Genomic DNA, 22,348 nt, shown 5'->3' with positions numbered 1-22,348 from the left:
TCAATCCGATCTGTCACCCATCAGATAGCGCGGGCCGGGGCCCTTCGCCGCGGCGCGGTCTTGCGAGTTATACAGGGTGCATCGATCAAGGGACAAACAGCCGCATCCGATACATCCATCCAGATTGTCGGCCAGCGCGGTCAGCGCGGCGATTCGGTCGTCGATCTGACGGCGAAACCCCTTGGCCATACGGGTCCAATCCGCCCGGCTGGGGGCCGCGTCGTCGGGCAATTGGGCAAGGCTCGCACCGATATCGGAAAGGGAGAATCCGAGGCCCTGTGCAATCAGGGCAAACGACAACCGGCGAAGGTCGGCCCGGGAATACCGGCGATGGCCTCCGGCATTGCGCAGCGGTTTCACGATATCATGCGTTTCATAAAAGCGGATCGCCGAAACAGCGAGGCCGGACCGGGCGGCCAGATCACCGATTGTCAGGCCCTGTGAAGGGGGTGTCTTGGCCAATGCGAACCTCCGAAAGATTTCTCTTGATCTCAAGTTAACTTGAGAAATTACAAGGGAGAGGTCAACGCAAAACGAAAGGACGGACGATGGCACGTTTGGAACATGTAAACGTCACGGTGAAAGACCCCGACGCAACTGCGGCAATGCTGGGGCGGCTCTTCGGTTGGAAGGTGCGGTGGGCAGGCGGCTCCATCCACGGCGGTCGCACCGTCCACGTCGGGGAAGAGCACAGCTATCTCGCCGTCTACACCGGGCCGCCGGATACCGCTCAGACCGAGCCGGACAACAGCTATACTGCAAGGGGCGGGCTCAATCATATCGGCGTCGTGGTCGACGATCTCGACGAGGCCGAAGCAAGGGTCACCGCAGAGGGTTATAAAGCCCATTCGCACGCCGACTACGAGCCGGGCAAGCGGTTCTACTTTCACGAAGAGAACGGCGTCGAGATCGAGGTGATCTGCTACGCCTGATCGCCGTGCGGGCGGCATCGCTTGGCCCAAGGCGGCTGCCCTGATATGCCTAGCCCGACCTGCCGGAGAGTGCTCCGGCGGGTCGCAACGGGCGAGGCAGGCATGAGAATGGACCGGACTGGGCAGGGCTATCGAAGCACAAGCTATCGTGCGGCGCTCTCTCATCTTGGGCAGGTCGAACCGCTCTGCGACACCGGCGGCTTTGTCCTGTCGCGGGAAATCCCCGGCACGCAGCAGCGTGATTTCATGGGGCCCTATCCGGTGCTGTCCTGCGACGACTGGGGCGGATTGGCCGATGCCCTCGCGGCCCTCGACGGCGAACACGTCTCGCTCACCTGCGTCACGGATCCATTCTGCCCGTTGAGCCGGGCCGATCTGGAAGCGATGTTCGACAAGGTCGTGCCGCTACACGAGCACTACATCATCGATCTCGAAATGCCCGGTCCCATATCGAAACATCACCGCAAGAAGCTACGAAAGGCGTCTCCGGTCTGGATCGAACACCGTGCGCCAAGACCGACCGATCTGGAGGTGTGGACGGCACTGTATCAAGGGTTGGCCGACAAGCATGGAATCGATGCGCTGCGCCGGTTTGATGCTCACAGCTTTGCCCATCAGCTCGCCGTGCCGGGCGCAGAGATCGTTCTGGCGTGGGAAGGACAAACTCTCCTTGGCGCCGATCTGTATTACTTCGACGGCGGCGTGGCCTATGCCCATCTCTCGGCATATGCAGCGAGGGGGTATGAGTTGTCGGTGAGCTATCAGATGATGGCCTATGCCATCGAGGCGTTCGCGGGGCAGATGCAATTCATCGATATGGGCGGGGCTCCGATGACCGCCAATGCAGGCGGGGTCGGGCATTTCAAGCGTGGTTGGACCGATCAGACCAGAACCGCGCATCTCTGTGGCAAAATCCTAAACGCCGCCGCTTTCGACAAGCTCTGCCATGGGCTGCCAACCGGCTATTTCCCTCCATATCGCGCTGGCGAGTTCGACCGAAAATGACACCGACCGGATACCGACGGCAGACCGACGCTTTATCCAGATGTTTCTGAAGGGCCGATGGCGCGAATGACCCGGCGCGCTGCGGCTTCGATATCGGCTGCGGTCGATTTTAAAATATCAATGCGATCAAAGGCTTCCGGGTTTTTGTTGAGGCCGCGCCGCAAGCTGGCTCCGAATGCGAGCCGCAATTCCGTGCCGATATTGAATTTGCTGACCATCCCGGCCCGAGCAAGCTCCACCCGCTCCCCCTCAGGCACCCCGGAACCACCGTGAATGACGAGGGGTGTGTCGGGGGCCGAATGGCGTATTTTCTTCAATAATTCAATGTTTAACCCGGCATTGCTCGATGTCTGAAGGTGGGTGTTTCCGGCAGAAACCGCCATCGCATCTACCCCGGTTTCGGCGGCAAACCGAGCGGCCTCTGCCGGATCGGTGCCCATCGACGCCGCCCCGGAGGCATAGCCGACAACACCAATCTCACCTTCGCAAGACACACCCGCAGCATGACTCATCTCGGCGACTATGCGCATGATTTCAATGTTTTCCGCGAGGCTCTTAAGGCTTCCATCAAACATTACCGAAGAGAAACCCTCTTCGACAGCAACCCGACACTCCTCAAGTGATCGACCGTGATCAAGATGAACAACGACCGGAACGCTCGTATTTTCAGCAAGATAGACCAGCATCTTCGCCCAGATGGGCAGCGGCATGTGAGCCCGTGCTCCCGGGCCGACTTGCAGGATGACCGGGCAATTCTCCGCCTCCGCCGCCGCCGCATATGCCCGCGCGTCCTCCCAGCCCAGACAGACCAGTCCCGCGACCGCATAGCCCTGCGTCCGCGCCGGGATTAAAACCTCCGAAAGGGTGGCCAATGCCATGAATTCGTTCCTATTTGAACTTCGCGATCATGTCCTTGATGCCCGGGATCGTCTCGATCTGATAGGCGTGGCTCGGTTGGAAATACTGGACCAGGGATCGCTGGGACAGCCCGCCCAGAATGGTGAAATAGTACATCTCATAGCCCGGGAGCACGGCACATGGGTGGTATCCCTTGTCGATGCAGACCGTCGACCCGTCCACGATGTGATAGGCGTCACCCGGCTTGCCATCCTCGCGCTGGAGCATCTGCAGCCCCGAACCGCGGTTTGGACGGAAGCGAAAGTTGTAGGTCTCGTCGTGGCGCGTCTCTGTCGGCATTCGATCTGTGTCGTGCTTGTGGCTCGGAAAACCCGACCAACCACCAGCACCCACAGTGAACAATTCACTCACCAGCAATCGCCCGACCTTGTCGGCCTGTTTCTGGCCAAGAATGTGCTTGATCTTTCGGTGGGTCTTGGTGTCGTCACTGCCATACTGGACGAGGTCGATCTCGTCTTTGCGAACTGCAAACGGGCTCAGGACCTTGTCGAACTTTGCTCCGGCGACAAACACCTCCGCCGTATCTGAGAGGCACACCATCCGTGCTTTGACGCCAGAAGGCACGTATACGCCTTCCGGTTCGCCATCCCAAACATCAACGCCGCGCCCCCCGATCCCGCCAAACTGCGCACCCTCAGCCTCGACATCGATCAGACCCGTAGCCGGAACGACGCAAGTCTCGTAACCCGGGACCTGATACTCAAAGACCTGATCTCGGGTCAATTTGACGATGTTGAAGTAGTTCAGCGGCACCAACGGGTCGTCGACATCAACGATTGGGCTGTTGTGATTGTCATAAGGAGCGATATGCATGGTTTTTCCTTTGGAGCGACGCTAGGCGGGCGAAGGGGCTGGGCGACTTGCCATGAAACTGTCGAGTTCTTGCGTGGTCGGCATCGCCGGTGCGCAGGCCACCTTTGAGACGACTATCGCGGCGGCCGCAGAACCCCGCAGGACTGCCTCCGACAAGGGGCGTCGAGCGGCGAGAGATGCGAGGAATCCGGCCATAAACGCGTCCCCCGCGCCGGTCGGTTTGAGGGCCTCTGTGCGGTATATGCCGGTGCGGAATTCATCGTCACCGGCCAGAGTGATCGCGCCATTTTCGCCCATCTTGTAGACGACGATCCTGTCGGAGTGTCGCGCCAGTGCTCGCGCAGCGTCCAAGCCCTTCTCATAGTCTCCGGCCAGAAAGCCAAACTCCAAGTCGTTGCCGACGATGATGTCTGCCATTTCCGCGGCGCGAGCATAGGTGCTTTCTGCGTCCTTGGGCGATGTCCAGCTGTAAGGCCTGTAGTCGATATCGAAGATGATGGGCCGACCGGCAGCCTTGGCGAGATCGAAGGCGCGGAACGCGGCCGTGCGCGATGGTTCTGCTGCAAAAACCGTTCCGGTAGTGATAAGTCCGTCAAAGGCGGCATATTCGGGACGCTCCACGTCGGCCACCGTCATCTGGAAATCCGCGGCGCCGTTGCGGTAGATCACGGATTGCGTGTTCTCCAATCTCGTTTCGACGACGGCCAGAGAGTTTCGGGCTTCGCCGCCGACCGTGGCCACAAGGCTTCGATCCACTCCGTATGCATCGAGTTGCGCCTTGGCAAACCGGCCCACCGCATCGTCCGAGACGCAGGTGAGCAGAGCCGCGGACGCCCCCTGGCGGCAGAGGCCCACGGCGATATTCGCCGATGACCCGCCCAGTGCGGCTGAGAACGCGGTTGCCGTTTCGATCTCGGTGCCCGGCGGATCGGCATAGAGATCCATACCGGCTCTGCCGATAACGAGAAAATGTGTTCCGTTGATCAAGGACATTTCTTAGCCAGGCTGTGTTTGTGAACTTGCGTGGTTTCGGCCGGCAAGATAACAATTTTGCAACCGGTTGCAAATGGAATCAGGAATGACAGACGCGCGTAGAGAAATTGGCGTCGGGATCGTCGGCGGCGGCTACATGGGCAAAGCGCATGCGGTGGCAATGTCCTCCGTTGCGGCGGTGTTCGATACGTCCTTGCGTCCGAGGCTCGAAATGGTTGCGGCGGGATCGTCCGCCTCGGCTGAGAGGTATCGTGACGCATTTGGCTTCGCACGCTACACGGGTGACTGGCGTGTGCTGGTGACTGATCCGAAGGTGGAGGCCATCGTCATCGCTTCGCCGCAGGAGACGCATCGGGCGATCGCGGAGGCGGCGTTTGCCTTGGGAAAACCAGTTATGTGCGAAAAGCCGCTGGGCAAGGACGTTGCCGACAGCCGGGCGATGGTCGCGGCGGCGCAAGCGTCCGGACTGCCGAACATGGTCGGCTTCAACTACATTAGAACTCCCGCCAGCCAATTCGCCCGAAAGCTGATTGCCGACGGGGTGATCGGCGATATCACGTGGTTCCGCGGTGAACACACGGAGGATTTCTTCGCCGATCCGGATGAGCTTGCAACGTGGCGCTGCCAAGGCAAATCCAACGGGACGATGGGCGATCTCGCACCTCACATGATCAATGCGGCGCTGGCATTGATCGGGCCAATCCAAAGCCTTTCGGCAAAGATCGAGACGGTTCACCGCACGCGACCCGGACAGGACGGCCCAGTGACCGTCGACAATGACGATCAGGCGCAGCTCATGTGCCGGTTTGACAGCGGCGCTATGGGGCAGATGCATTTCAGTCGGGTCGCGATGGGGCGCAAAATGGGCTACGCCTACGACATCCACGGCACCAAGGGGGCGATCCGGTTTGATCAGGAAGATCAGAACGCCATCTGGCTCTACAAGTTGAGCGATACGCCGGCAGAGCGCGGATTTCGCAAGATCCTCACGGGACCGGAACATCCGGACTATGCCGCTTTTTGCCAGGGGCCGGGGCACGGAACCGGCTATCAGGACCAGATCATCATCGAAGCCAAGGATTTCCTCGTGGCCATCGAAACCGGCAAGAGCATCTGGCCGACGTTTCAGGATGGGCTGGCTGTCAATCAGGTGGTCGCCGCTGCTTTTGCATCAGACCAGGCCCGTGCCTGGGTCGATGTCGCTTCGGTCTAGGGAGGAACCATGACCATACAGATCGGAAACGCCCCATGTTCATGGGGGGTGGAGTTTGCCGACGACGACCGCAACCCGGCGTGGCGCGAGGTGCTTCGCCAATGTGCCGGAGCAGGCTATCGCGGAATAGAGCTCGGGCCTGTTGGCTTCATGCCGGAAGATCCGCACGTTCTTGCCGAGGCGCTCGATGAATTCGGCCTGACATTGACCGGAGGGGTCGTGTTCCGTCCGTTTCACGATGCGTCCAGATGGGACGATGTGCTTGACGGCGCGATCCGTACGGCAAAGGCGCTTCAGGCGCATGGTGCCAAGCATTTCGTCTTGATCGACTCCATTTCTCCGCGCCGCGCGCCAACTGCCGGTCGTGCGACCGAAGCAGAACAAATGGATGCGGCAGAGTGGGACGCGTTTCGGGGCCGGATCGAAACCGTCGCTCGCATGGGGGCTGAGGAGTATGGGCTGACCCCATCGATCCACGCCCACGCGGCAGGGTTCATCGATTTCGAGCCGGAGCTCGAACGGCTTCTGGGAGAGATCGACGAAAGCATTCTCAAGATCTGCTTCGATACGGGCCATCACTCCTACGCGGGGTTCGATCCAGTGGCTTTCATGCGGCGCCATGTCGGGCGAATAAGCTACATGCACTTCAAGGACATAGATCCCGAGGTAAAGGCTCGAGTCGTGGCCAATCGAACCGATTTCTACACGGCTTGCGGGCTGGGCATTTTCTGCAACCTCGGTCAAGGAGACGTGGATTTCCCGTCCGTCCGACAGATCCTGCTGGACGCGGGTTTCGAGGGGTGGTGCACAGTCGAGCAGGACTGCGATCCGACATTGCCCGGCACCCCCGAAGAGGACGCGAGGGCAAATCGGACCTATCTTGAAAGCATCGGGTTTTAAGAGGCATTAACGATGAGCAAGCTGAATTGGGGGATGATCGGCGGCGGCGAAGGAAGCCAGATCGGGCCTGCGCACAGGCTTGGCGCGGGCCTCGACGGGGCTTTTGATTTCGTGGCAGGGGCGCTGGATCACCGTGCCGACGCCGGGCGCGACTACGGTCAAAGGCTCGGCCTTGTGTCCGACCGAGCGTACGGGGACTGGCGAGAGATGTTGGCAGGTGAGACCGGCCGGGCGGATCGTGTGGATCTCGTCACCGTCGCGACGCCGAATGCGACGCATTTCGAGATCACCGCAGAGTTCCTGAAAGCCGGGTTCAACGTGCTTTGTGAAAAGCCGATGACGATGACCGTCGGCGAGGCGGAGCACATCGTCGGGCTGGCCCGCGAGACCGGACAGATATGCGCCGTAAACTACGGCTATACGGGCTATGCACTGGTGCGGCACATGCGGGCGATGGTCGCGCGCGGCGATCTCGGCAAGGTTCGTCTGGTGAAGGCCGAGTTTGCCCACGGTCATCACGCCGATGCCGCAGACGCGGACAATCCCCGCGTCCGTTGGCGCTACGATCCGGCGCAGGCCGGCGTGTCGGCGCAATTCGCCGATTGCGGCATACATGCGCTGCACATGGCCAGCTTTGTGACCGGTCAAAACGTAACGACGCTGTCAGCCGATTGCGTGTCCTGCATCGAAAGCCGGACGCTCGAAGACGACGCGATGGTCAACTTCCGGATGGACGGCGGCACCGTTGGCAGGCTTTGGACCTCGTCAATCGCGATTGGGCGCCAGCACGGTCTGACGCTTCAGGTCTTTGGCGAAAAGGGAGGGTTGCGTTGGGCGCAGGAACAGCCGAACCAGCTTTTCTGGATGCCACTCGGACAAAGATTGCAGACGATCGAGCGCGGTGAAGGGAACTTGTCGCCCGAAGCTGACCGGGCCAGTCGTGTCACGGTCGGGCACGCCGAGGGGATGCCGCTGGCCTTTGCCAACATCTATAGTGATCTGGCAGAAGCGATCCGCGCCAAGAAGGAAGGCCGGCCCTGCGACCCCGCGGCGGATCTGTTCCCGCGTGCCGAAGACGGGTTGCGGTCGATGGCTGCCGTGTTCGGTGTGGCGGAAAGCGGCAAGGCCGACGGCCAATGGGTGGATGCGCGGCCACCGATGTTTCGCTGATCAGGGCAGGGGGCGTAGCGTCCGGCGATCCACGATGTCGCAATCGAACAGTATCTGTTCCGGGGCGCGGTCTGGATCGTCGAGCAACGCCTCTATCTGATCGATCGACGCTCGCACGATGTGTTGAATCGGCTGGCGGATCGTCGTCAAGGCGATGTTCTGCCAGCCTGCCATCTCCATGTCGTTGAGGCCAAGCAAACCAATATCTTCCGGGACCCGGAGACCGGCCTCTCGAATGGCGGACATGGCGCCAATGGACAAAACGTCGTCACCGCAAAAGTAGGCTTCCTGGATTGGCGATTGCAGCAATTCCATCATCTTTTGGCGTCCTGCCGAAAAACTGTAATCCTCGGCGAAGTCGACCGTCGGCGTCACCTCGGCCTCGGCAAGGGCTTCGGAAAAGCCTGCCAGGCGATCTTGGGTCGAGGTCGCAATCGCCGGTCCACCCAGAAAGCCGATTTCCCGGTAGCCTCGCGAAATCAACGTCCGGGCTGCGAGCCTTCCGCAAGCGACGTTGTCGACGCTGACGATGGGAATTCGTGGCGTATCGGATTTCCGGCCAAAGGCGTGAACGACAGGCACGCCAGCCTCGTGGAAAGACATTGAGAAATTTGGGCTCAACGTTGACGAAGCCACCACGACGGCATCGACGGAATACTGTTTCAGCAGCCGCACGGAATTCTCTGCGTCGGTCTGATCACTCAGATTGACAAGCAGCGGTCGCAGCCCTCGGTCCTGCAGCCCACGGGTGAAGCGGTCGAAGATATCCAGAAAGATCGGGTTTCGAAAATTGTTCGCGACCAGTCCGATCAGCTTCGTGCGCCGTGTGGTCAGACTGCGGGCAAGCACGTTTGGGCTATAGCCCAGCTCTTTCGCGGCCTTCTCAACCTTTGCTCGGGTCCGCGCCGAGACAGAGGCGCCCTCGGTAAACGTCCGCGAAACGGCAGAGCGCGAGACGCCCGCCCGAAGTGCCACATCCCTGAGTGTTATCGACATGCGCTACGGTCCTTTTTCGCATCATGGACCAGCCGGACGATACCGACAAGAATTGGTCTTCTTCTGGCCTGACCTCGAAGTCCAACGTGTGCGATCATCGGTTCGCTCTCACGGATCATCGCGCCGTCGCAACGCTCTTAGGGCGAGAGATACTTTGGACGAGCAGAGCAGGGCGGGTCGTGAACTCGGCCCCGATCGACAAGTTTTCACCAATGGTGTGCGGCAAATATCCATGCGACACAGGAGGCTCCGAATTCCCGATATGCGGCAGGTGACCGTCGATCAGAGCGTCGAGGGCGACTGGCCAAGTCGGGCCCCCACAGATCAGTGCCGACCACAGAGGTGGCAGGTCATTGACCCATAGGTCCCAACACGGGACAAGGGGGCCGAAAGCAAAGGACGCTGCCATGTTTGACTTGAACCACCCGTTGTTTCTGCCCGTCTGGCGGCGCTACGCGACTGTCGCGGTCTCCATCTCTTGGCTGCTGCTCGAACTCAGCCGGAATGAGGTGTTCTGGACAATACTTGCGGCAGCCATGTCGGGGTGGGCCATCAAGGGGCTGTTGATCAGCTTTGATGAAGAGGCCGCTCGTGCCAAGGACGGGAAAAACGCGTCATCAGCAGATCAGACACCTCCGGACGGCGACAAATGACCTATTCGCGGCGCAAATTTGTGGGCAAGGGCGATAAAGCGGCTGTCGACATCCCAGCTTCGGCGTAGCACCCCCGTCAGGCTGGCAGCCGTGCCGGGCAACTAGTGCTGCCCTGCTTCCCAAACCGCGAACTCCGCCGCGCACTTCCGCTCCAGCTTTTCGCGCATTTCGGTTGAAAGTTCAGCATCGACTTTCGGGGATACGTTGAGCCTCGGCAGGTCGATCTTGAGTTGCAGCCGGCTCTCGAGATAGTCGATCAGTTTCGGCTGAGCTTCATAGCGAAAAAGGTGGTTCACAGCCAAATGACCGTCGCCGTCGTTCAGGAATTTTGCCTGTGATCCGACGGCGGCGAAGGGGGCGGGTTTGCCCCGCACATACTCGCCGACGAAATCATCAAAGCTAATGCCGCGAGTGCTGTTGGGATGGCCGACCAGATCGTCCCGGCTGCGGTATCGGTACCAGCTGGCCAGCCAGTCCACGGGGTGGCGTACGACGGCCAGCGTTTCCATCTCCTGACCGCCTGCCTGTTTGAAATAGGGGGCCAGAAAGCGTCTGTACCGATAAACAGGCGAATGCTTGAGAATCGGCGGATCGCGCAGCACCATCGAGGCACGAGGAGCCAAAGCGCCTTCGATTGCGGTGGTGCCTGTCTTGGGAACGGCCAGAAAAACAAGCTTCTCTTTCCAAAAAACCAACACTTTACGGCCCTTCCACGGTTCTGGTGCACGATGTGCGTCCTCGTAAACTACTCCTTAACCAGTCCGAATAAAAAGTGGGTCTGGCAGATTTAGCTTGAAATGTTCTTATTTTGTCCTCATGTATGGCGGGAACTAAACAAGAACAAACGCAGCAATTGCCGCCCGGTCAGGGGTGTGGAATAAGGATGTGAAATCATGGCAACGGCAGAACTTTTGAAAATGGACGACAAGCGCAAGGCAGACAAACAGAAGGCGCTTGATTCTGCGCTGGCTCAGATCGAACGTCAGTTCGGCAAAGGCTCTATCATGAAGCTCGGCGGGCAGAATCAGATGCCCGATATCGAAGCGACGTCGACCGGATCCCTCGGCCTCGACATCGCCCTCGGAATTGGTGGTCTTCCAAAGGGCAGAATCATCGAGATTTACGGCCCGGAAAGCTCGGGCAAGACGACGCTCACGCTGCATTCCATCGCGGAAGAGCAAAAGAAGGGCGGCGTCTGCGCATTCGTGGATGCCGAGCACGCGTTTGACCCCAGCTACGCCAAGAAACTCGGTGTGAACCTTGACGAGCTGCTGATTTCGCAGCCCGATACCGGCGAGCAGGCGCTCGAGATCGTGGATACCTTGGTCCGGTCCGGCGCGGTCAATCTCGTCGTCGTCGATTCGGTTGCCGCCCTGACGCCAAAGTCCGAGCTCGAAGGCGACATGGGCGATAGCAGCGTCGGCGTTCACGCCCGGCTGATGTCTCAGGCCATGCGCAAGCTGACCGGCTCTATCAGCCGGTCTGGCTGCATGGTCATCTTCATCAATCAGATCCGGATGAAAATCGGCGTGATGTTCGGCAGCCCGGAGACAACGACAGGCGGCAATGCCCTGAAATTCTATGCTTCCGTGCGTCTGGATATCCGTCGGATCGGCTCGGTCAAGGATCGCGACGAGGTCGTGGGCAACACGACCAGGGTCAAGGTGGTCAAGAACAAGGTCGCACCGCCATTCAAGCAGGTCGAGTTTGACATCATGTATGGAGAAGGCATCTCCAAGATGGGTGAGCTGCTGGATCTGGGGGTGAAGGCCGGCGTGGTCGACAAGGCTGGCGCATGGTTCTCCTATGGAGACGAGCGGATTGGGCAAGGTCGTGAAAACGCCAAGACCTTCCTGCGTGAGCACGAAGCGATGGCAATCGAGATCGAAGACAAGATCAGAGCCTCGCACGGTCTGGATTTCGATTTGGCGCTGCCCGGTGGCGAACTCGACGAAGATGACGCCATGGTCGAGTAGATCTCGACCATCGGATTGAAATGAAGAAAGGGGCATCCGGCAGCGGGTGCCCTTTTTGCTATGCTCTTGGCGGTGGACAGTGCGGCGGGTGGGCGGTATTCCTCGCGAGCCGCAAATTTCAGCCCGAAAGACGATCATGACATCGCTCTCTGACATCCGATCCACATTCCTCGATTTCTTTGCGCGTCAAGGACATGAAGTTGTTGCCTCCTCGCCCTTGGTGCCGCGCAACGACCCGACCCTGATGTTTGCCAATTCGGGTATGGTGCAGTTCAAGAACCTGTTCACAGGTGTCGAACAGCGCGACTACACCCGTGCGACGACGGCGCAGAAATGTGTTCGGGCGGGCGGCAAGCACAACGACCTCGACAACGTCGGCTATACGGCACGCCACCTCACGTTCTTCGAGATGTTGGGCAACTTTTCCTTCGGAGACTACTTCAAGGAAGAAGCGATCCCTTTTGCATGGGAACTGCTGACCAAGGACTTCGGGCTCGACAAGGAACGCCTCCACGTCACGGTCTATCACACCGATGACGAGGCCGCAGCGATCTGGGGCAAGATCGGGGTGCCCGACAGCCGTATCATCCGAATTGCGACGGACGACAATTTCTGGCGGATGGGGCCAACCGGCCCCTGTGGCCCCTGCACCGAGATCTTCTATGACCACGGAGATCATATCTGGGGTGGACCGCCGGGCAGCCCAGAAGAAGACGGCGATCGTTTCATCGAGATCTGGAACGTCGTCTTCATGCAGAACGAGCAGTTTGCAGACGGCACGATGCGTCCGCTCGACAATCAGTCCATTGACACCGGCATGGGGCTGGAGCGGTTTGCCTCCTTGATGCAGGGCACGAACAGTGTGTTCGAAACCGATCTGCTAAAGGCTCTCGTGGAATCGGCGGCCAATGCGACGAACCGTGATACCGACGACGCCTCCCTGGCCCACCTGCGGGTGATGGCCGATCATTTGCGGACGTCGTCCTTCCTGATCGCCGAAGGCGTTCTGCCATCGAACGAGGGGCGTGGATATGTTCTGCGCCGGATCATGCGCCGCGCCATGCGGCATGCGCACTTGCTGGGAGCAAAAGACCCGGTGATGCACCGGTTGGTGCCTGAACTTATCAAGCAGATGGGCGGAGCCTATCCCGAACTGGGGCAAGGCCGCCGCCAGATCGAAGAGACCCTGCTGGCCGAGGAGACCCGCTTCAAGCAGACCTTGGACCGCGGTCTCAAGCTGCTGGACGAGGAGCTTGCCGCACTGCCCGAAGCCGCCGAACTGCCCGGCGCGACGGCTTTCAAGCTCTATGACACCTATGGCTTTCCATTGGACCTGACCCAGGATGCCTTGCGTGAGAAGGGCCGCTCCGTCGATGCCGAAGGCTTTGATGCTGCGATGGCGGAGCAGAAGGCCAAGGCTCGTGCCGCTTGGGCCGGAACCGGCGAGACGGCAGACGCAAGCGTCTGGTTCGATCTTGCAGACGCGCATGGTGTGACGGAATTTCTCGGGTATGACACCGAAGTCGCCGAGGGCGAGGTTCTCGCGATGGTTGCTTCTGACGGAAGCACCCAGCCCACGGCCGCCAAGGGAGACAAGGTCCAGATCATCCTGAACCAGACCCCGTTCTATGCGGAATCGGGTGGTCAGGTCGGTGACACCGGCGTGCTGGAGACATCCACCGGCAAAGCGACGATCACAGACACGCGCAAGACCGCTGGTCTCTTCATCCACTTCGCCGAAGTCAGCGATGGGGAAATCAAGGCCGGTCAGGGCGCCGAGCTGAGGGTCGATCATGCCCGCCGCACCGATATTCGGGCCAATCACTCGGCCACGCACCTGCTGCATGAGGCGCTACGCTCTGCCTTGGGTGATCACGTCGCGCAACGCGGCTCTCTGAATGCGCCCGATCGGCTGCGCTTCGATTTCAGCCACGGAAAGGCCATCACCGCAGAGGAACTGGCCGGTATCGAGGCCGAAGTGAATGCGATGATCCGGCAGAACGCCCCGGTGGAAACCCGGATCATGACACCGGATGATGCCCGCGAGATCGGCGCTCAGGCCCTGTTTGGCGAGAAATACGGTGATGAGGTCCGCGTGGTCTCCATGGGCGTGCTCGACGGTTCAGGCAAAGGCGCGGACGGCAAGACCTATAGCCTTGAACTGTGCGGCGGCACCCACGTGCGTCAAACCGGTGACATCGGCGCTTTCGTCACCCTCGGCGACAGCGCGTCCAGTGCCGGTGTGCGTCGGATCGAGGCTCTAACGGGGCAGGCGGCGCTGGACTACCTCTCCGGTCAGGACAAGCGCCTGGCGGAAGTGGCGAGCCTGCTCAAGGCGCAGGGCGGCGAGGTCGTGGAACGTGTGCGGAGCCTGATGGAAGAACGTAAGGCATTGGCCAACGAGGTGGCGCAGCTTCGGCGTGATCTGGCGATGTCGGGTGGTGCCAAGGCCGAGGAACCGGCCAAGCAGATCAATGGGATCGCCTTCAAGTCTCAGGTCCTGAGCGGCGTGACCGGCAAAGATCTGCCTGCCCTCGTCGACGAGATGAAAGCCCAGATCGGATCGGGAGCCGTCCTCTTGATTGCGGACACCGGCGGCAAGGCGGCAATTGCGGCGGGCGTGACCAGTGACCTCACCGGCTCTCTCTCTGCCGTCGATATCTTGCGCGCCGCGGTCGCGGAGCTTGGCGGCAAAGGTGGTGGCGGACGGCCCGACATGGCGCAAGGCGGCGGCGCCTCGGCCGATAATGCAGAGGCTGCGATCAAGGCGGCAGAAGCCGTCATCGGAGGATAACATGAGCGCATTGTGGATTGCCAACGTGCTGGTCACCGACGAGGCGGCCTATGGAGAATATGCCAAGCGGGCCACGGTCGCGATCAACGACCATGGCGGCTATTTCATCGCGCGTGGTGGCGCTTATGAGCAGCTTGAGGGCCGGGATCGACCACGCAATGTCGTGGCTCGTTTCCCCAGCCTGCAGGCGGCACACGACTGCTATTATTCCGACGCGTATCAAGATGCCCTCAGCTATGCCAAAGGCGCGTCCGAGCGCGATCTTGTCATCGTAGAAGAGTTCGAGCCCTAGGTTCGGCCGCTCTGATCGGCGCCGCCGGCATTGGGATAAAAACCAAAAACGCCGGGGTCTTGCCCCGGCGTTTCTGTATTATTCCAAGGCCCTAGCTGGCCGCACGGGATTGGCGCTTGCGCTCGTGCGGGTCGAGATAGCGTTTGCGCAGCCGGATCGAATTCGGCGTCACTTCCACCAACTCATCGTCATCGATATAGGCGATGGCCTGCTCCAGCGACATGATCACGGGCGTCGTCAGGCGAACGGCTTCGTCGGTGCCCGAGGCGCGAACGTTGGTCAGTTGCTTGCCCTTGAGCGGGTTCACTTCAAGGTCGTTCTCACGGCTGTGCTCACCAATGATCATGCCCTCGTAGACGGCATCTTGGGGCACGACAAACATCTTGCCGCGATCTTCGAGCTTCCACAGGGAATAGGCGACGGCAGTCCCGGAGCCCATGGAAACAAGTACGCCCTGACGACGACCCTGAATCGGGCCTCGGTGGGCTGTCCAGCCGTGGAAGATGCGGTTCAAAACGCCCGAACCGCGCGTGTCGGTCAGGAATTCGCCGTGATAGCCGATGAGGCCGCGCGACGGGACATGCGCGATGATCCGGGTCTTGCCGGCACCGGCGGGCTTCATCTCGACCAGGTCGCCTTTGCGAGGCCCGGTCAGCTTTTCGACGACCGCGCCGGTATATTCGTCATCGACATCGACGGTGACTTCCTCGACCGGCTCCATGCGGACGCCGTCCTCGTCTTTGAAGATGACCTGCGGACGCGAAATCGACAGCTCGAAGCCTTCACGGCGCATGTTTTCGATCAACACGCCCATCTGAAGCTCGCCACGGCCCGAAACCTCGAAGGCCTCGCCACCGGGGGTGTCGGCGATCTTTATGGCGACGTTGGATTCAGCTTCTTTGAGAAGCCGCTCGCGGATGACGCGCGATTGCACCTTCTTGCCGTCGCGACCCGCCAAGGGAGAATCGTTGATGCCGAAGGTGACGGTGATGGTCGGCGGATCGATCGGCTGCGAGGGGATCGCCTCGTCGACCGACAGGTCGCAAAGCGTATCGGCCACGGTCGCCTTGGTCATGCCCGCGATGGTCACGATATCGCCGGCTTCGGCCAGATCGATTGCCTGCTGACCCAGGCCGCGGAACGCCAGAATTTTCGAGACGCGGAATTGCTCGATCTTGTCGCCCTTGCGGGACAGAGCCTTGATCGTCTCACCCGCCTTCAGGGTGCCGGATTCGACGCGGCCGGTCAGAACGCGGCCCATGAACGGGTCGGACGACAGGGTCGTGGCGAGCATCCTGAAGGGTTCGGTCTTGTGTTCCTGCTGCTTGGGCGGCTCGACATGGGCGATGATCAGATCGAAGAGCGCGTCGAGATTCTTGCGCGGTCCGTCCAATTCGGTATCCGCCCAACCTGCGCGACCCGATGCGTAAAGATGAGGGAAATCAAGCTGTTCATCGGTGGCGTCCAGGTTGGCGAACAGGTCGAAACACTCGTCGAGGGCGCGATCGGGCTCGGCATCGGCCTTGTCGACCTTGTTCAGGACAACGATTGGCTTGAGACCAAGGGCGAGTGCTTTCGACGTGACGAATTTGGTTTGTGGCATCGGGCCTTCGGCGGCGTCGACCAACAAGACGACGCCATCGACCATCGAGAGAATGCGCTCGACCTCGCCGCCGAAATCGGCGTGGCCGGGGGTGTCGACGATGTTGATGCGGATGCCGACATGCTCGACGCTCGTGCATTTCGCCAGGATCGTGATACCGCGCTCACGCTCGATATCGTTGCTGTCCATGGCCCGTTCGGTCGTGGCTTGGTTGTCGCGGTAGGTGCCGGACTGTTTCAGAAGTTCGTCCACGAGCGTGGTTTTGCCGTGGTCAACGTGCGCGATGATCGCGATATTGCGGATATCCATGGGTGATGCCTTTTTCGGAGTTGTCCGGCCCTTACCGTGCATCTGCAGAAAAGGCTAGGGGAAAGCCCGTTAATGCCGTGCGGTTGTTGAAAACAGGTTTATCACGATGATGCCGGCGAGGATCAGGGTGATGCCGAGGATCGCCGGCCAATCGAGTTTCTGACCATAGACGATATAGCCGATCAGCGCGATTAACGCGATCCCGAGACCTGACCACATCGCATACATGATGCCGACCGGCAGCGTCTTGAGCGTCAGCGACAGCATGTAGAACGAGATGGCATAGGCGATCACCGTCAGCACCGCCGGAAGCGGCTTTGTGAATTGCTGGCTGGCGTAAAGTGCTGATGTTCCGATGGTTTCCGCGATGACGGCGCAGATGAGTGTGACGTAGATCATTGTGAAATACCTGTGATTGTGCCGGTGGCTCGGCGACCGTAGGCCAGAATCGAAGCGCGGAGAAGGTGCATCTCGGCGGTTGGTGGAGGAGGGTCTTGCCCCGGGTCCGGGCCATTTCGCGTGTTTTTCGGCGGATTGGCGGCAATTTCACGGTGCTATCAGGCTATTGCGCTCTAACACCATGAAAAAGCTTCGTATTTCCCAAGCGGGACCGAGCGAGAGAATCAGGTGGCGATGTATCTGTCGCGGCGGTGATTGACGGTGATGATCAAATTCAGAATGACGGCCCCCAAAAGCGACCAGCCAACTATTTTTGCCGGAAACAAAAATAAAGATCCGGCGAAGATCAGAGCGTCCGCGATGAGCTGCACATAGCCTGCCTTGAAGCTGAAACGGTCCTGAACGATGAGGGCGAGCACCCCGAAACCGCCAAGAGAACCGTTATGGCGAAACATCGCCAGCAGGCCGGGGCCGATGAGTGCTCCGGCGATCAGCGCCGCCATCCACGGTTCGAGATGGTCGATGGTAAAGCCATAAGGCAGCAATTCGGTGACCAGGGACAGGCCGGTCACCGAGATCAGCGATTTGATCGTGAATATCGGCCCCAGACGCACATAGGCCAGAATGTAAAACGGCAGGTTGATGACGAAGAACATCACGCCGAAGGACCATCCGGTGAGATAGGAGGCGATGACCGCCAGCCCCGCGGTTTGTCCTGTGATCAGGCCCGCATTCGTCAGAAAGTGCATCCCCAGCCCGCAAAGGAAGATGCCGAGGGCGAGCCCTTGGACATCCTCGAGAACCGAGTGTTTGATTTTGGGGGCAGAGGGCGTTTGCATGGCTGATTACTGTCTTGGTCGCGAAGGCAGATCAATCACGCCGCGCGAAAAGCGAAGAGCCGCCCCGTCAGGGCGGCTCAGGAACGATGGCAAAGCAGTGCCTTACATGGCTTTGTTGAGGTATTCGTCGACCTTTTCGAGATACCCCATCGTGGTCAGCCAGCTTTGATCCGGGCCGACCAGCAGCGCCAGATCCTTGGTCATGAAGCCGTCCTCGACGGTCTGCACGGTGACCTTTTCGAGGGTGGCGGCGAACTTGGCCAGCTGCTCGTTGCCGTCGAGCTTGGCGCGATGCTTGAGGCCGCCGCTCCATGCGTAGATCGAGGCGATCGAGTTGGTCGAGGTGGCTTCGCCCTTCTGGTGCTGGCGATAGTGCCGGGTGACGGTGCCGTGGGCGGCCTCGGCCTCGACGATCTTGCCATCGGGCGACATCAGCACGGAGGTCATCAGGCCGAGCGAGCCAAAGCCCTGCGCGACCGTGTCGGACTGCACGTCGCCGTCGTAGTTCTTGCAGGCCCAGACGTAGCCGCCCGACCATTTCATCGCAGAGGCCACCATGTCGTCGATCAGCCGGTGTTCGTAGTAGATGCCGGCCTTCTTGAACTGCTCTTCGAATTCTTCCTCGTAGACCTTCTGGAACAGGTCCTTGAAGCGGCCGTCATAGGCCTTGAGGATGGTGTTTTTCGTGGAGAGGTAGACCGGCCAGCCCTTGACCAGACCGTAGTTCATCGAGGCGCGGGCAAAGTCGATGATCGACTGGTCGAGGTTGTACATCGCCATCGTCACACCGGCGCCAGGTGCTTGAAATACCTCGCGTTCTATCACTTCGCCATCTTCGCCGACGAACTTGATCGTGACCGTGCCCTTGCCCGGAAAACGGAAATCGGTGGCGCGATACTGATCACCGAAAGCGTGCCGTCCGACGACGATCGGCTGGGTCCAGCCGGGCACGAGGCGGGGCACGTTCTTGCAGATGATCGGCTCGCGGAAGATGACGCCACCCAGGATGTTGCGGATCGTCCCGTTGGGGCTGCGCCACATCTGCTTGAGCCCGAATTCCTCGACCCGCGCCTCATCGGGAGTGATCGTCGCGCATTTGACGCCGACACCGTATTTCTGGATCGCATGGGCGGCGTCGACGGTGATCTGATCGTCGGTTTCGTCGCGGGTTTCGATGCCCAGATCGTAATATTTCAGGTCAATGTCCAGATAGGGCAGGATCAGCTTCTGCTTGATGAAATCCCATATGATGCGGGTCATTTCGTCGCCGTCGAGTTCGACGATGGGGTTTTCAACCTTGATCTTGGTCATGTGTCCGGCCTCTCTTGGCGATGGTAAATCTGCGTGTCGCATAGCGCAAAAATCCGGGACTGTGAAGGGCAGTATACAGTCGTATACAATTTGCCCGAGCCGATCCCGGATGTGGCTAGTCGGCTTTTAGCTCATCACAGAGACTGCGCCGTTAACAGGCCCAATTTGACCGAAATCGCGCTGCGGTATGACGTCGGTCTCCCGTCGGTATTGCGTCGGTGTCGTTTTCGGCATTTGTGCCGGGGCCTTGCCGTTACCACCAGGGGCGCGGCGTTAGCGGTGTTTTAGGCTTTGCATCCAAAGCCATGGCGTCGGCCCGGCCCGCCATTCCCAGAGCATCAGAAGCCGGTCGAGGTCGGACAATTCCTCGGCCCAGTCGGGCAGGGCGGCGCTGTCCAGCGCCCGGTCGATCCGGGTGACATGGTGCGTCGCTGCGAACCGTTCGCTCAGCCGTGATGACAAATTGGGCACCATTGAATCGTGCACCTCGACCAGAATGTCGGCGCTGGCCAGATCCGGGGCGGCGGCGGGATCGAGCAGGGCGTCTTCGCCGCCCTCGATGTCGCAGAGCACGAGGCTCCGCCCGGTGCCCAGAACCGAGAGCCCGCCGTGGTCGATCTCGGCCCCGATCTCGATCCGGTCGGCGACCCCGTTGGCCGCGGCCAGATCGGCACAGAGCGCACGCGCTTTCGGGTCGCTGTCCCGCGCGATGATCCGCGCCTTGGGCATTCGCAGCGCCAGCCCGATGGCGTAGTATCCCTCGGCCGCCCCGATATCGAGGATCAGCGGATAGTCTCGTGCGACGATCTCTTCGATCACCGGTGCGAGCGACGCCTCGTAGCAGCCGAGCCGGCGCGGCACATAGCCCCCCTCGGAGGCGCGCGTGTCGTAGATCATCCCGGTAAAGGGCCCGTGCCCGACGATCGGCGCGTCACGTTTGCGCAGGGTGTTGGCGATCACCTGCGACCGCCATTTGGCCAGAAGCCGCAGCGATTGGGTCAGGGTCCGGACGGAGGGCTCGCCGCCGGTCATGGCCCGCAACTGGTTGGTCACGGCGGTGGTCAGCTCCGAGGGCTTTGGCCCGTCAGGCATTGGCGAACCACGCGTCGATCCGGCCCTTGATCCCGTCCCAGAGAGCAGGGGCGCCGCGCTTGACCTTGACGCCGACGCGGCTTTCCAGCTGCTCGGGCGTGACGTTGTATTCGGGCCATGTGCCGCCGCCGGATTCGAGGTTGTGCATGACGGGCTGCACCCGGTCGATACTCTTGGCGAAGATCGCGTCGTCGGTCTCGGCGGTTTCGAATTCCTCCCAGAGCGCGCGCAGCCCGTCGCGCTGATCGGCGGGCAGGAGGCCGAAGATCCGGTCGGCGGCGAGCTGTTCGACCCGCGCCATCTCGACCGGGTCGTGGTCGCCGTGGATCGGGTTGTCGCCGGCGTCGATCTCGACCAGATCGTGCAGCAGGAGCATCTTGATCACCCGGTCCACCTTGACCGGTTTGACCGCGTGCTCGGACAGGATCAGCGCGTAGAGCGCGATGTGCCAGGAATGCTCGCCCGAGTTCTCGCGCCGGGAGCCGTCGCAGAGCGTCGTCCCGCGCAGGACGGATTTCAGTTTGTCGGCCTCGTTGAGAAAGGCGAATTGCGCGTTGAGCCGGGCGGTCTGGGAATCTGCTGTCATGGGCGCAGGGTAGGACGTGGCGACGGCAGGGAACAAGCCGCAAACGTCAGGCGAGCTGTCCTTTGGTCCGGGCCGAGGCGGGCTTTGACACGCCGGTGCAGAGCAGCCCGTCGAAAAAGGTCCGATCGGGGAAGCCGTCCCAGGGATAGAGCCCGTGCCACGCGTTGAGTAGCGCCTCGATGATCGCCGGATCGAGCGGATCGGATTCGAGGGCGTTGAGCCGGTCGAGCGCGCTGATCTGCGGGATTTGCTCAAGCCCGATGACCGGCCATGTCCCGTCGGCCAGATGCGCGGCATCGACCTTGTGCAGCGCGATGATCTCGGCCGGGGTCAGCGGCGCCGCCACGGCATCGAAGGGTTGCTGCCGCAGGGTGAAGGCGCACAGGGGCGTGGCTTCGGTGGTGACCACCTGTCCGACGCCGTACTGGCCGTTGAACAGGGGGACGAGGAAGATATCCGCTTGGTCGTAACGCACGGCTCAGTGCCCGCCCTCGTCATCGGTCGGGTTCATCACCCGCCCGGTGCCCAATTGCCCGACCTTGGACGGATCCGTCGGACCTGCGGCCCGTTTCTGGGCGAGAAATTCCCGCGCCCGCCGTTCGGACAGCCGCACCCGCACCGCGGTGAGGAACGCCTCTTGCGTGGTCTGCGACGACGCGCCGATGATTTCGGCAACCTGGGCAATGAGCTTGTCATCGCCCAGTTCGGCCATCGCCTTGATCGTGTCCTGGGCCAGTGCGTCGGCCAGATCTTCGGTGATCCCCATGCTTGGCCCCTTTAGCGCGTGTTTTCTGTCATCCGGCGGCGGACATAGGTTTTCACCGTGTCGATCATCGGATCCATGTGGGGGTCTTCGAAGAAGTGGCCGGCGCCCTCGACTTCGTCGTGGGTGATCGTGATCCCCTTCTGCTCGTGCAGCTTGTTGACGAGGTTGACCGTGTCTTGCGGCGGCGCGACCCGGTCGGCCGAGCCGTTGATGATCAGACCTGAGGACGGGCAGGGCGCGAGGAAGCTGAAATCATACATGTTCGCGGGTGGCGAGACCGAGATGAACCCGGTGATCTCGGGCCGCCGCATCAGCAGTTGCATCCCGATCCACGCCCCGAAGGAGAAGCCGGCAACCCAACAATGCTTGGAGTTGTTGTTCATCGATTGCAGGTAGTCGAGCGCGGAGGCCGCGTCCGAAAGCTCTCCGATCCCCTGATCGTATTCGCCCTGGCTCCGCCCGACGCCGCGGAAGTTGAACCGCAGCACCGTGAAGCCCATTTCGTAGAAGGCGTAGTGCAGGTTGTACACGACCCGATTGTTCATCGTGCCGCCAAACTGCGGATGCGGGTGCAGCACGATCGCGATCGGTGCGTCACGATCCTTTTGCGGGTGGTAGCGGCCTTCAAGCCGGCCTTCTGGACCGGGGAAGATGACTTCGGGCATGGATATTCCTTGCAGCTGCGTCTGTTCATCGCGTTCCGCCGCGCCGGGGATTTCTTGACAGAAACTCTCAGGCACCTTAGAACAATTCTAAATTCGGCCGAACACGTCCGGCGGGGCTGTTAG

At 60.8% G+C, this 22,348-nt stretch carries 24 protein-coding genes; 9 read left to right on the top strand and 15 right to left on the bottom strand.

The window, feature by feature from the left end:
• Positions 1–462 carry a redox-sensitive transcriptional activator SoxR gene (gene soxR, locus LOM8899_RS08690; RefSeq protein ID WP_093991801.1) on the bottom strand — a complete coding sequence of 154 codons (462 nt, stop codon included), beginning with the start codon at positions 460–462 and terminating at the stop codon, positions 1–3.
• Positions 463–548: 86 nt separating this feature from the next.
• Between soxR and LOM8899_RS08685 the strand changes: the two genes are divergently transcribed.
• Positions 549–932 (top strand): VOC family protein, encoded by a 384-nt coding sequence (locus LOM8899_RS08685; protein WP_093991800.1) that lies wholly within the window; start codon positions 549–551, stop codon positions 930–932.
• A gap of 108 nt (positions 933–1,040) precedes the next feature.
• Positions 1,041–1,937: a GNAT family N-acetyltransferase gene (locus LOM8899_RS08680; protein WP_093991799.1), complete on the top strand. Its 897-nt coding sequence runs from the start codon at positions 1,041–1,043 to the stop codon at positions 1,935–1,937.
• A 32-nt stretch (positions 1,938–1,969) separates the two neighbouring features.
• Here the strand turns inward: LOM8899_RS08680 and LOM8899_RS08675 are convergent, their stop codons facing one another.
• The 3 genes from LOM8899_RS08675 to iolC are packed head-to-tail and all read right to left on the bottom strand — an operon-like array spanning position 1,970 to position 4,661.
• Positions 1,970–2,815 (bottom strand): class II fructose-bisphosphate aldolase, encoded by an 846-nt coding sequence (locus LOM8899_RS08675; protein ID WP_093991798.1) that lies wholly within the window; start codon positions 2,813–2,815, stop codon positions 1,970–1,972.
• A gap of 10 nt (positions 2,816–2,825) precedes the next feature.
• Positions 2,826–3,668 (bottom strand): 5-deoxy-glucuronate isomerase, encoded by an 843-nt coding sequence (locus tag LOM8899_RS08670; RefSeq protein WP_093991797.1) that lies wholly within the window; start codon positions 3,666–3,668, stop codon positions 2,826–2,828.
• A 21-nt stretch (positions 3,669–3,689) separates the two neighbouring features.
• Positions 3,690–4,661, bottom strand: coding sequence for a 5-dehydro-2-deoxygluconokinase (gene iolC, locus LOM8899_RS08665; RefSeq protein WP_093991796.1), 972 nt, complete (start codon positions 4,659–4,661; stop codon positions 3,690–3,692).
• An 85-nt stretch (positions 4,662–4,746) separates the two neighbouring features.
• Here iolC and LOM8899_RS08660 point away from each other — a divergent pair, with 85 nt between their 5' ends.
• Genes LOM8899_RS08660 through LOM8899_RS08650 form a run of 3 tightly spaced genes read left to right on the top strand, consistent with a single transcriptional unit; the run spans position 4,747 to position 7,944 of the window.
• Positions 4,747–5,874 carry a Gfo/Idh/MocA family protein gene (locus LOM8899_RS08660; protein ID WP_093991795.1) on the top strand — a complete coding sequence of 376 codons (1,128 nt, stop codon included), beginning with the start codon at positions 4,747–4,749 and terminating at the stop codon, positions 5,872–5,874.
• A 9-nt stretch (positions 5,875–5,883) separates the two neighbouring features.
• Positions 5,884–6,774 (top strand): sugar phosphate isomerase/epimerase family protein, encoded by an 891-nt coding sequence (locus LOM8899_RS08655; protein ID WP_093991794.1) that lies wholly within the window; start codon positions 5,884–5,886, stop codon positions 6,772–6,774.
• A 12-nt stretch (positions 6,775–6,786) separates the two neighbouring features.
• Positions 6,787–7,944 (top strand): Gfo/Idh/MocA family protein, encoded by a 1,158-nt coding sequence (locus LOM8899_RS08650; protein ID WP_093991793.1) that lies wholly within the window; start codon positions 6,787–6,789, stop codon positions 7,942–7,944.
• Here LOM8899_RS08650 and LOM8899_RS08645 read toward each other — a convergent pair whose 3' ends face one another.
• A complete protein-coding gene (locus tag LOM8899_RS08645) occupies positions 7,945–8,940 on the bottom strand; it encodes a LacI family DNA-binding transcriptional regulator (RefSeq protein ID WP_093991792.1) in 996 nt (331 codons plus the stop codon).
• Positions 8,941–9,347: 407 nt separating this feature from the next.
• Between LOM8899_RS08645 and LOM8899_RS08640 the strand changes: the two genes are divergently transcribed.
• Positions 9,348–9,593, top strand: coding sequence for a hypothetical protein (locus LOM8899_RS08640; protein ID WP_133064996.1), 246 nt, complete (start codon positions 9,348–9,350; stop codon positions 9,591–9,593).
• Positions 9,594–9,694: 101 nt separating this feature from the next.
• On the opposite strand, the gene LOM8899_RS08635 is transcribed toward LOM8899_RS08640, so the two are convergent.
• Positions 9,695–10,291: a sulfotransferase family protein gene (locus tag LOM8899_RS08635; protein ID WP_093991790.1), complete on the bottom strand. Its 597-nt coding sequence runs from the start codon at positions 10,289–10,291 to the stop codon at positions 9,695–9,697.
• Between the two features lie 195 nt (positions 10,292–10,486).
• Here LOM8899_RS08635 and recA point away from each other — a divergent pair, with 195 nt between their 5' ends.
• The 3 genes from recA to LOM8899_RS08620 all read left to right on the top strand — a co-directional run bounded on the left by recA (position 10,487) and on the right by LOM8899_RS08620 (position 14,655).
• Positions 10,487–11,569, top strand: a complete 1,083-nt coding sequence (gene recA / locus LOM8899_RS08630; protein ID WP_093991789.1) for a recombinase RecA — start codon at positions 10,487–10,489, stop codon at positions 11,567–11,569.
• Between the two features lie 136 nt (positions 11,570–11,705).
• Positions 11,706–14,363 (top strand): alanine--tRNA ligase, encoded by a 2,658-nt coding sequence (alaS, locus tag LOM8899_RS08625; protein WP_093991788.1) that lies wholly within the window; start codon positions 11,706–11,708, stop codon positions 14,361–14,363.
• Position 14,364: 1 nt separating this feature from the next.
• Positions 14,365–14,655: a DUF1330 domain-containing protein gene (locus LOM8899_RS08620; RefSeq protein WP_093991787.1), complete on the top strand. Its 291-nt coding sequence runs from the start codon at positions 14,365–14,367 to the stop codon at positions 14,653–14,655.
• 91 nt (positions 14,656–14,746) lie between these two features.
• Here LOM8899_RS08620 and typA read toward each other — a convergent pair whose 3' ends face one another.
• From typA to LOM8899_RS08575, 9 genes are all read right to left on the bottom strand, one after another.
• Positions 14,747–16,567 carry a translational GTPase TypA gene (typA, locus tag LOM8899_RS08615; RefSeq protein WP_093991786.1) on the bottom strand — a complete coding sequence of 607 codons (1,821 nt, stop codon included), beginning with the start codon at positions 16,565–16,567 and terminating at the stop codon, positions 14,747–14,749.
• 69 nt (positions 16,568–16,636) lie between these two features.
• Entirely contained in the window at positions 16,637–16,966 is a 330-nt protein-coding gene (locus LOM8899_RS08610; protein ID WP_093991785.1) for a DMT family transporter, read from the bottom strand.
• A 224-nt stretch (positions 16,967–17,190) separates the two neighbouring features.
• Positions 17,191–17,805, bottom strand: coding sequence for a YitT family protein (locus tag LOM8899_RS08605; RefSeq protein ID WP_093991784.1), 615 nt, complete (start codon positions 17,803–17,805; stop codon positions 17,191–17,193).
• A gap of 102 nt (positions 17,806–17,907) precedes the next feature.
• Complete coding sequence (locus tag LOM8899_RS08600; RefSeq protein WP_093991783.1) at positions 17,908–19,116, bottom strand: NADP-dependent isocitrate dehydrogenase; 1,209 nt, start codon at positions 19,114–19,116, stop codon at positions 17,908–17,910.
• 273 nt (positions 19,117–19,389) lie between these two features.
• Entirely contained in the window at positions 19,390–20,208 is an 819-nt protein-coding gene (locus LOM8899_RS08595; protein WP_093991782.1) for a hypothetical protein, read from the bottom strand.
• Entirely contained in the window at positions 20,201–20,794 is a 594-nt protein-coding gene (locus tag LOM8899_RS08590) for an HD domain-containing protein (RefSeq protein ID WP_093991781.1), read from the bottom strand. The genes LOM8899_RS08595 and LOM8899_RS08590 overlap by 8 nt, the downstream gene beginning before the upstream one ends.
• 46 nt (positions 20,795–20,840) lie before the next feature.
• The gene (locus LOM8899_RS08585) at positions 20,841–21,269 is read right to left on the bottom strand and encodes a hypothetical protein (protein WP_093991780.1); all 429 of its coding nucleotides are present in this window, start codon (positions 21,267–21,269) and stop codon (positions 20,841–20,843) included.
• A 3-nt stretch (positions 21,270–21,272) separates the two neighbouring features.
• Positions 21,273–21,560, bottom strand: coding sequence for a hypothetical protein (locus LOM8899_RS08580; RefSeq protein WP_245820479.1), 288 nt, complete (start codon positions 21,558–21,560; stop codon positions 21,273–21,275).
• Between the two features lie 11 nt (positions 21,561–21,571).
• A complete protein-coding gene (locus LOM8899_RS08575) occupies positions 21,572–22,225 on the bottom strand; it encodes an alpha/beta hydrolase (protein WP_093991779.1) in 654 nt (217 codons plus the stop codon).
• Positions 22,226–22,348: the final 123 nt, after the last annotated feature.

Origin of the sequence: Flavimaricola marinus (assembly GCF_900184895.1) — a bacterium.
Taxonomy (GTDB): domain Bacteria; phylum Pseudomonadota; class Alphaproteobacteria; order Rhodobacterales; family Rhodobacteraceae; genus Flavimaricola; species Flavimaricola marinus.
This window is presented reverse-complemented; position numbering and strand designations above follow the sequence as displayed.

Excerpts from the sequence above, each read along its gene's own strand:
- LOM8899_RS08685 (WP_093991800.1), top strand. The coding sequence starts at position 549 with ATGGCACGTTTGGAACATGTAAACGTCACGGTGAAAGACCCCGACGCA.
- LOM8899_RS08680 (WP_093991799.1), top strand. The coding sequence starts at position 1,041 with ATGGACCGGACTGGGCAGGGCTATCGAAGCACAAGCTATCGTGCGGCG.
- LOM8899_RS08675 (WP_093991798.1), bottom strand. The coding sequence starts at position 2,815 with ATGGCATTGGCCACCCTTTCGGAGGTTTTAATCCCGGCGCGGACGCAG.
- LOM8899_RS08670 (WP_093991797.1), bottom strand. The coding sequence starts at position 3,668 with ATGCATATCGCTCCTTATGACAATCACAACAGCCCAATCGTTGATGTC.
- iolC (WP_093991796.1), bottom strand. The coding sequence starts at position 4,661 with ATGTCCTTGATCAACGGAACACATTTTCTCGTTATCGGCAGAGCCGGT.
- LOM8899_RS08660 (WP_093991795.1), top strand. The coding sequence starts at position 4,747 with ATGACAGACGCGCGTAGAGAAATTGGCGTCGGGATCGTCGGCGGCGGC.
- LOM8899_RS08655 (WP_093991794.1), top strand. The coding sequence starts at position 5,884 with ATGACCATACAGATCGGAAACGCCCCATGTTCATGGGGGGTGGAGTTT.
- LOM8899_RS08650 (WP_093991793.1), top strand. The coding sequence starts at position 6,787 with ATGAGCAAGCTGAATTGGGGGATGATCGGCGGCGGCGAAGGAAGCCAG.
- LOM8899_RS08645 (WP_093991792.1), bottom strand. The coding sequence starts at position 8,940 with ATGTCGATAACACTCAGGGATGTGGCACTTCGGGCGGGCGTCTCGCGC.
- LOM8899_RS08640 (WP_133064996.1), top strand. The coding sequence starts at position 9,348 with ATGTTTGACTTGAACCACCCGTTGTTTCTGCCCGTCTGGCGGCGCTAC.
- recA (WP_093991789.1), top strand. The coding sequence starts at position 10,487 with ATGGCAACGGCAGAACTTTTGAAAATGGACGACAAGCGCAAGGCAGAC.
- alaS (WP_093991788.1), top strand. The coding sequence starts at position 11,706 with ATGACATCGCTCTCTGACATCCGATCCACATTCCTCGATTTCTTTGCG.
- LOM8899_RS08620 (WP_093991787.1), top strand. The coding sequence starts at position 14,365 with ATGAGCGCATTGTGGATTGCCAACGTGCTGGTCACCGACGAGGCGGCC.
- typA (WP_093991786.1), bottom strand. The coding sequence starts at position 16,567 with ATGGATATCCGCAATATCGCGATCATCGCGCACGTTGACCACGGCAAA.
- LOM8899_RS08610 (WP_093991785.1), bottom strand. The coding sequence starts at position 16,966 with ATGATCTACGTCACACTCATCTGCGCCGTCATCGCGGAAACCATCGGA.
- LOM8899_RS08605 (WP_093991784.1), bottom strand. The coding sequence starts at position 17,805 with ATGCAAACGCCCTCTGCCCCCAAAATCAAACACTCGGTTCTCGAGGAT.
- LOM8899_RS08600 (WP_093991783.1), bottom strand. The coding sequence starts at position 19,116 with ATGACCAAGATCAAGGTTGAAAACCCCATCGTCGAACTCGACGGCGAC.
- LOM8899_RS08595 (WP_093991782.1), bottom strand. The coding sequence starts at position 20,208 with ATGCCTGACGGGCCAAAGCCCTCGGAGCTGACCACCGCCGTGACCAAC.
- LOM8899_RS08590 (WP_093991781.1), bottom strand. The coding sequence starts at position 20,794 with ATGACAGCAGATTCCCAGACCGCCCGGCTCAACGCGCAATTCGCCTTT.
- LOM8899_RS08580 (WP_245820479.1), bottom strand. The coding sequence starts at position 21,560 with ATGGGGATCACCGAAGATCTGGCCGACGCACTGGCCCAGGACACGATC.
- LOM8899_RS08575 (WP_093991779.1), bottom strand. The coding sequence starts at position 22,225 with ATGCCCGAAGTCATCTTCCCCGGTCCAGAAGGCCGGCTTGAAGGCCGC.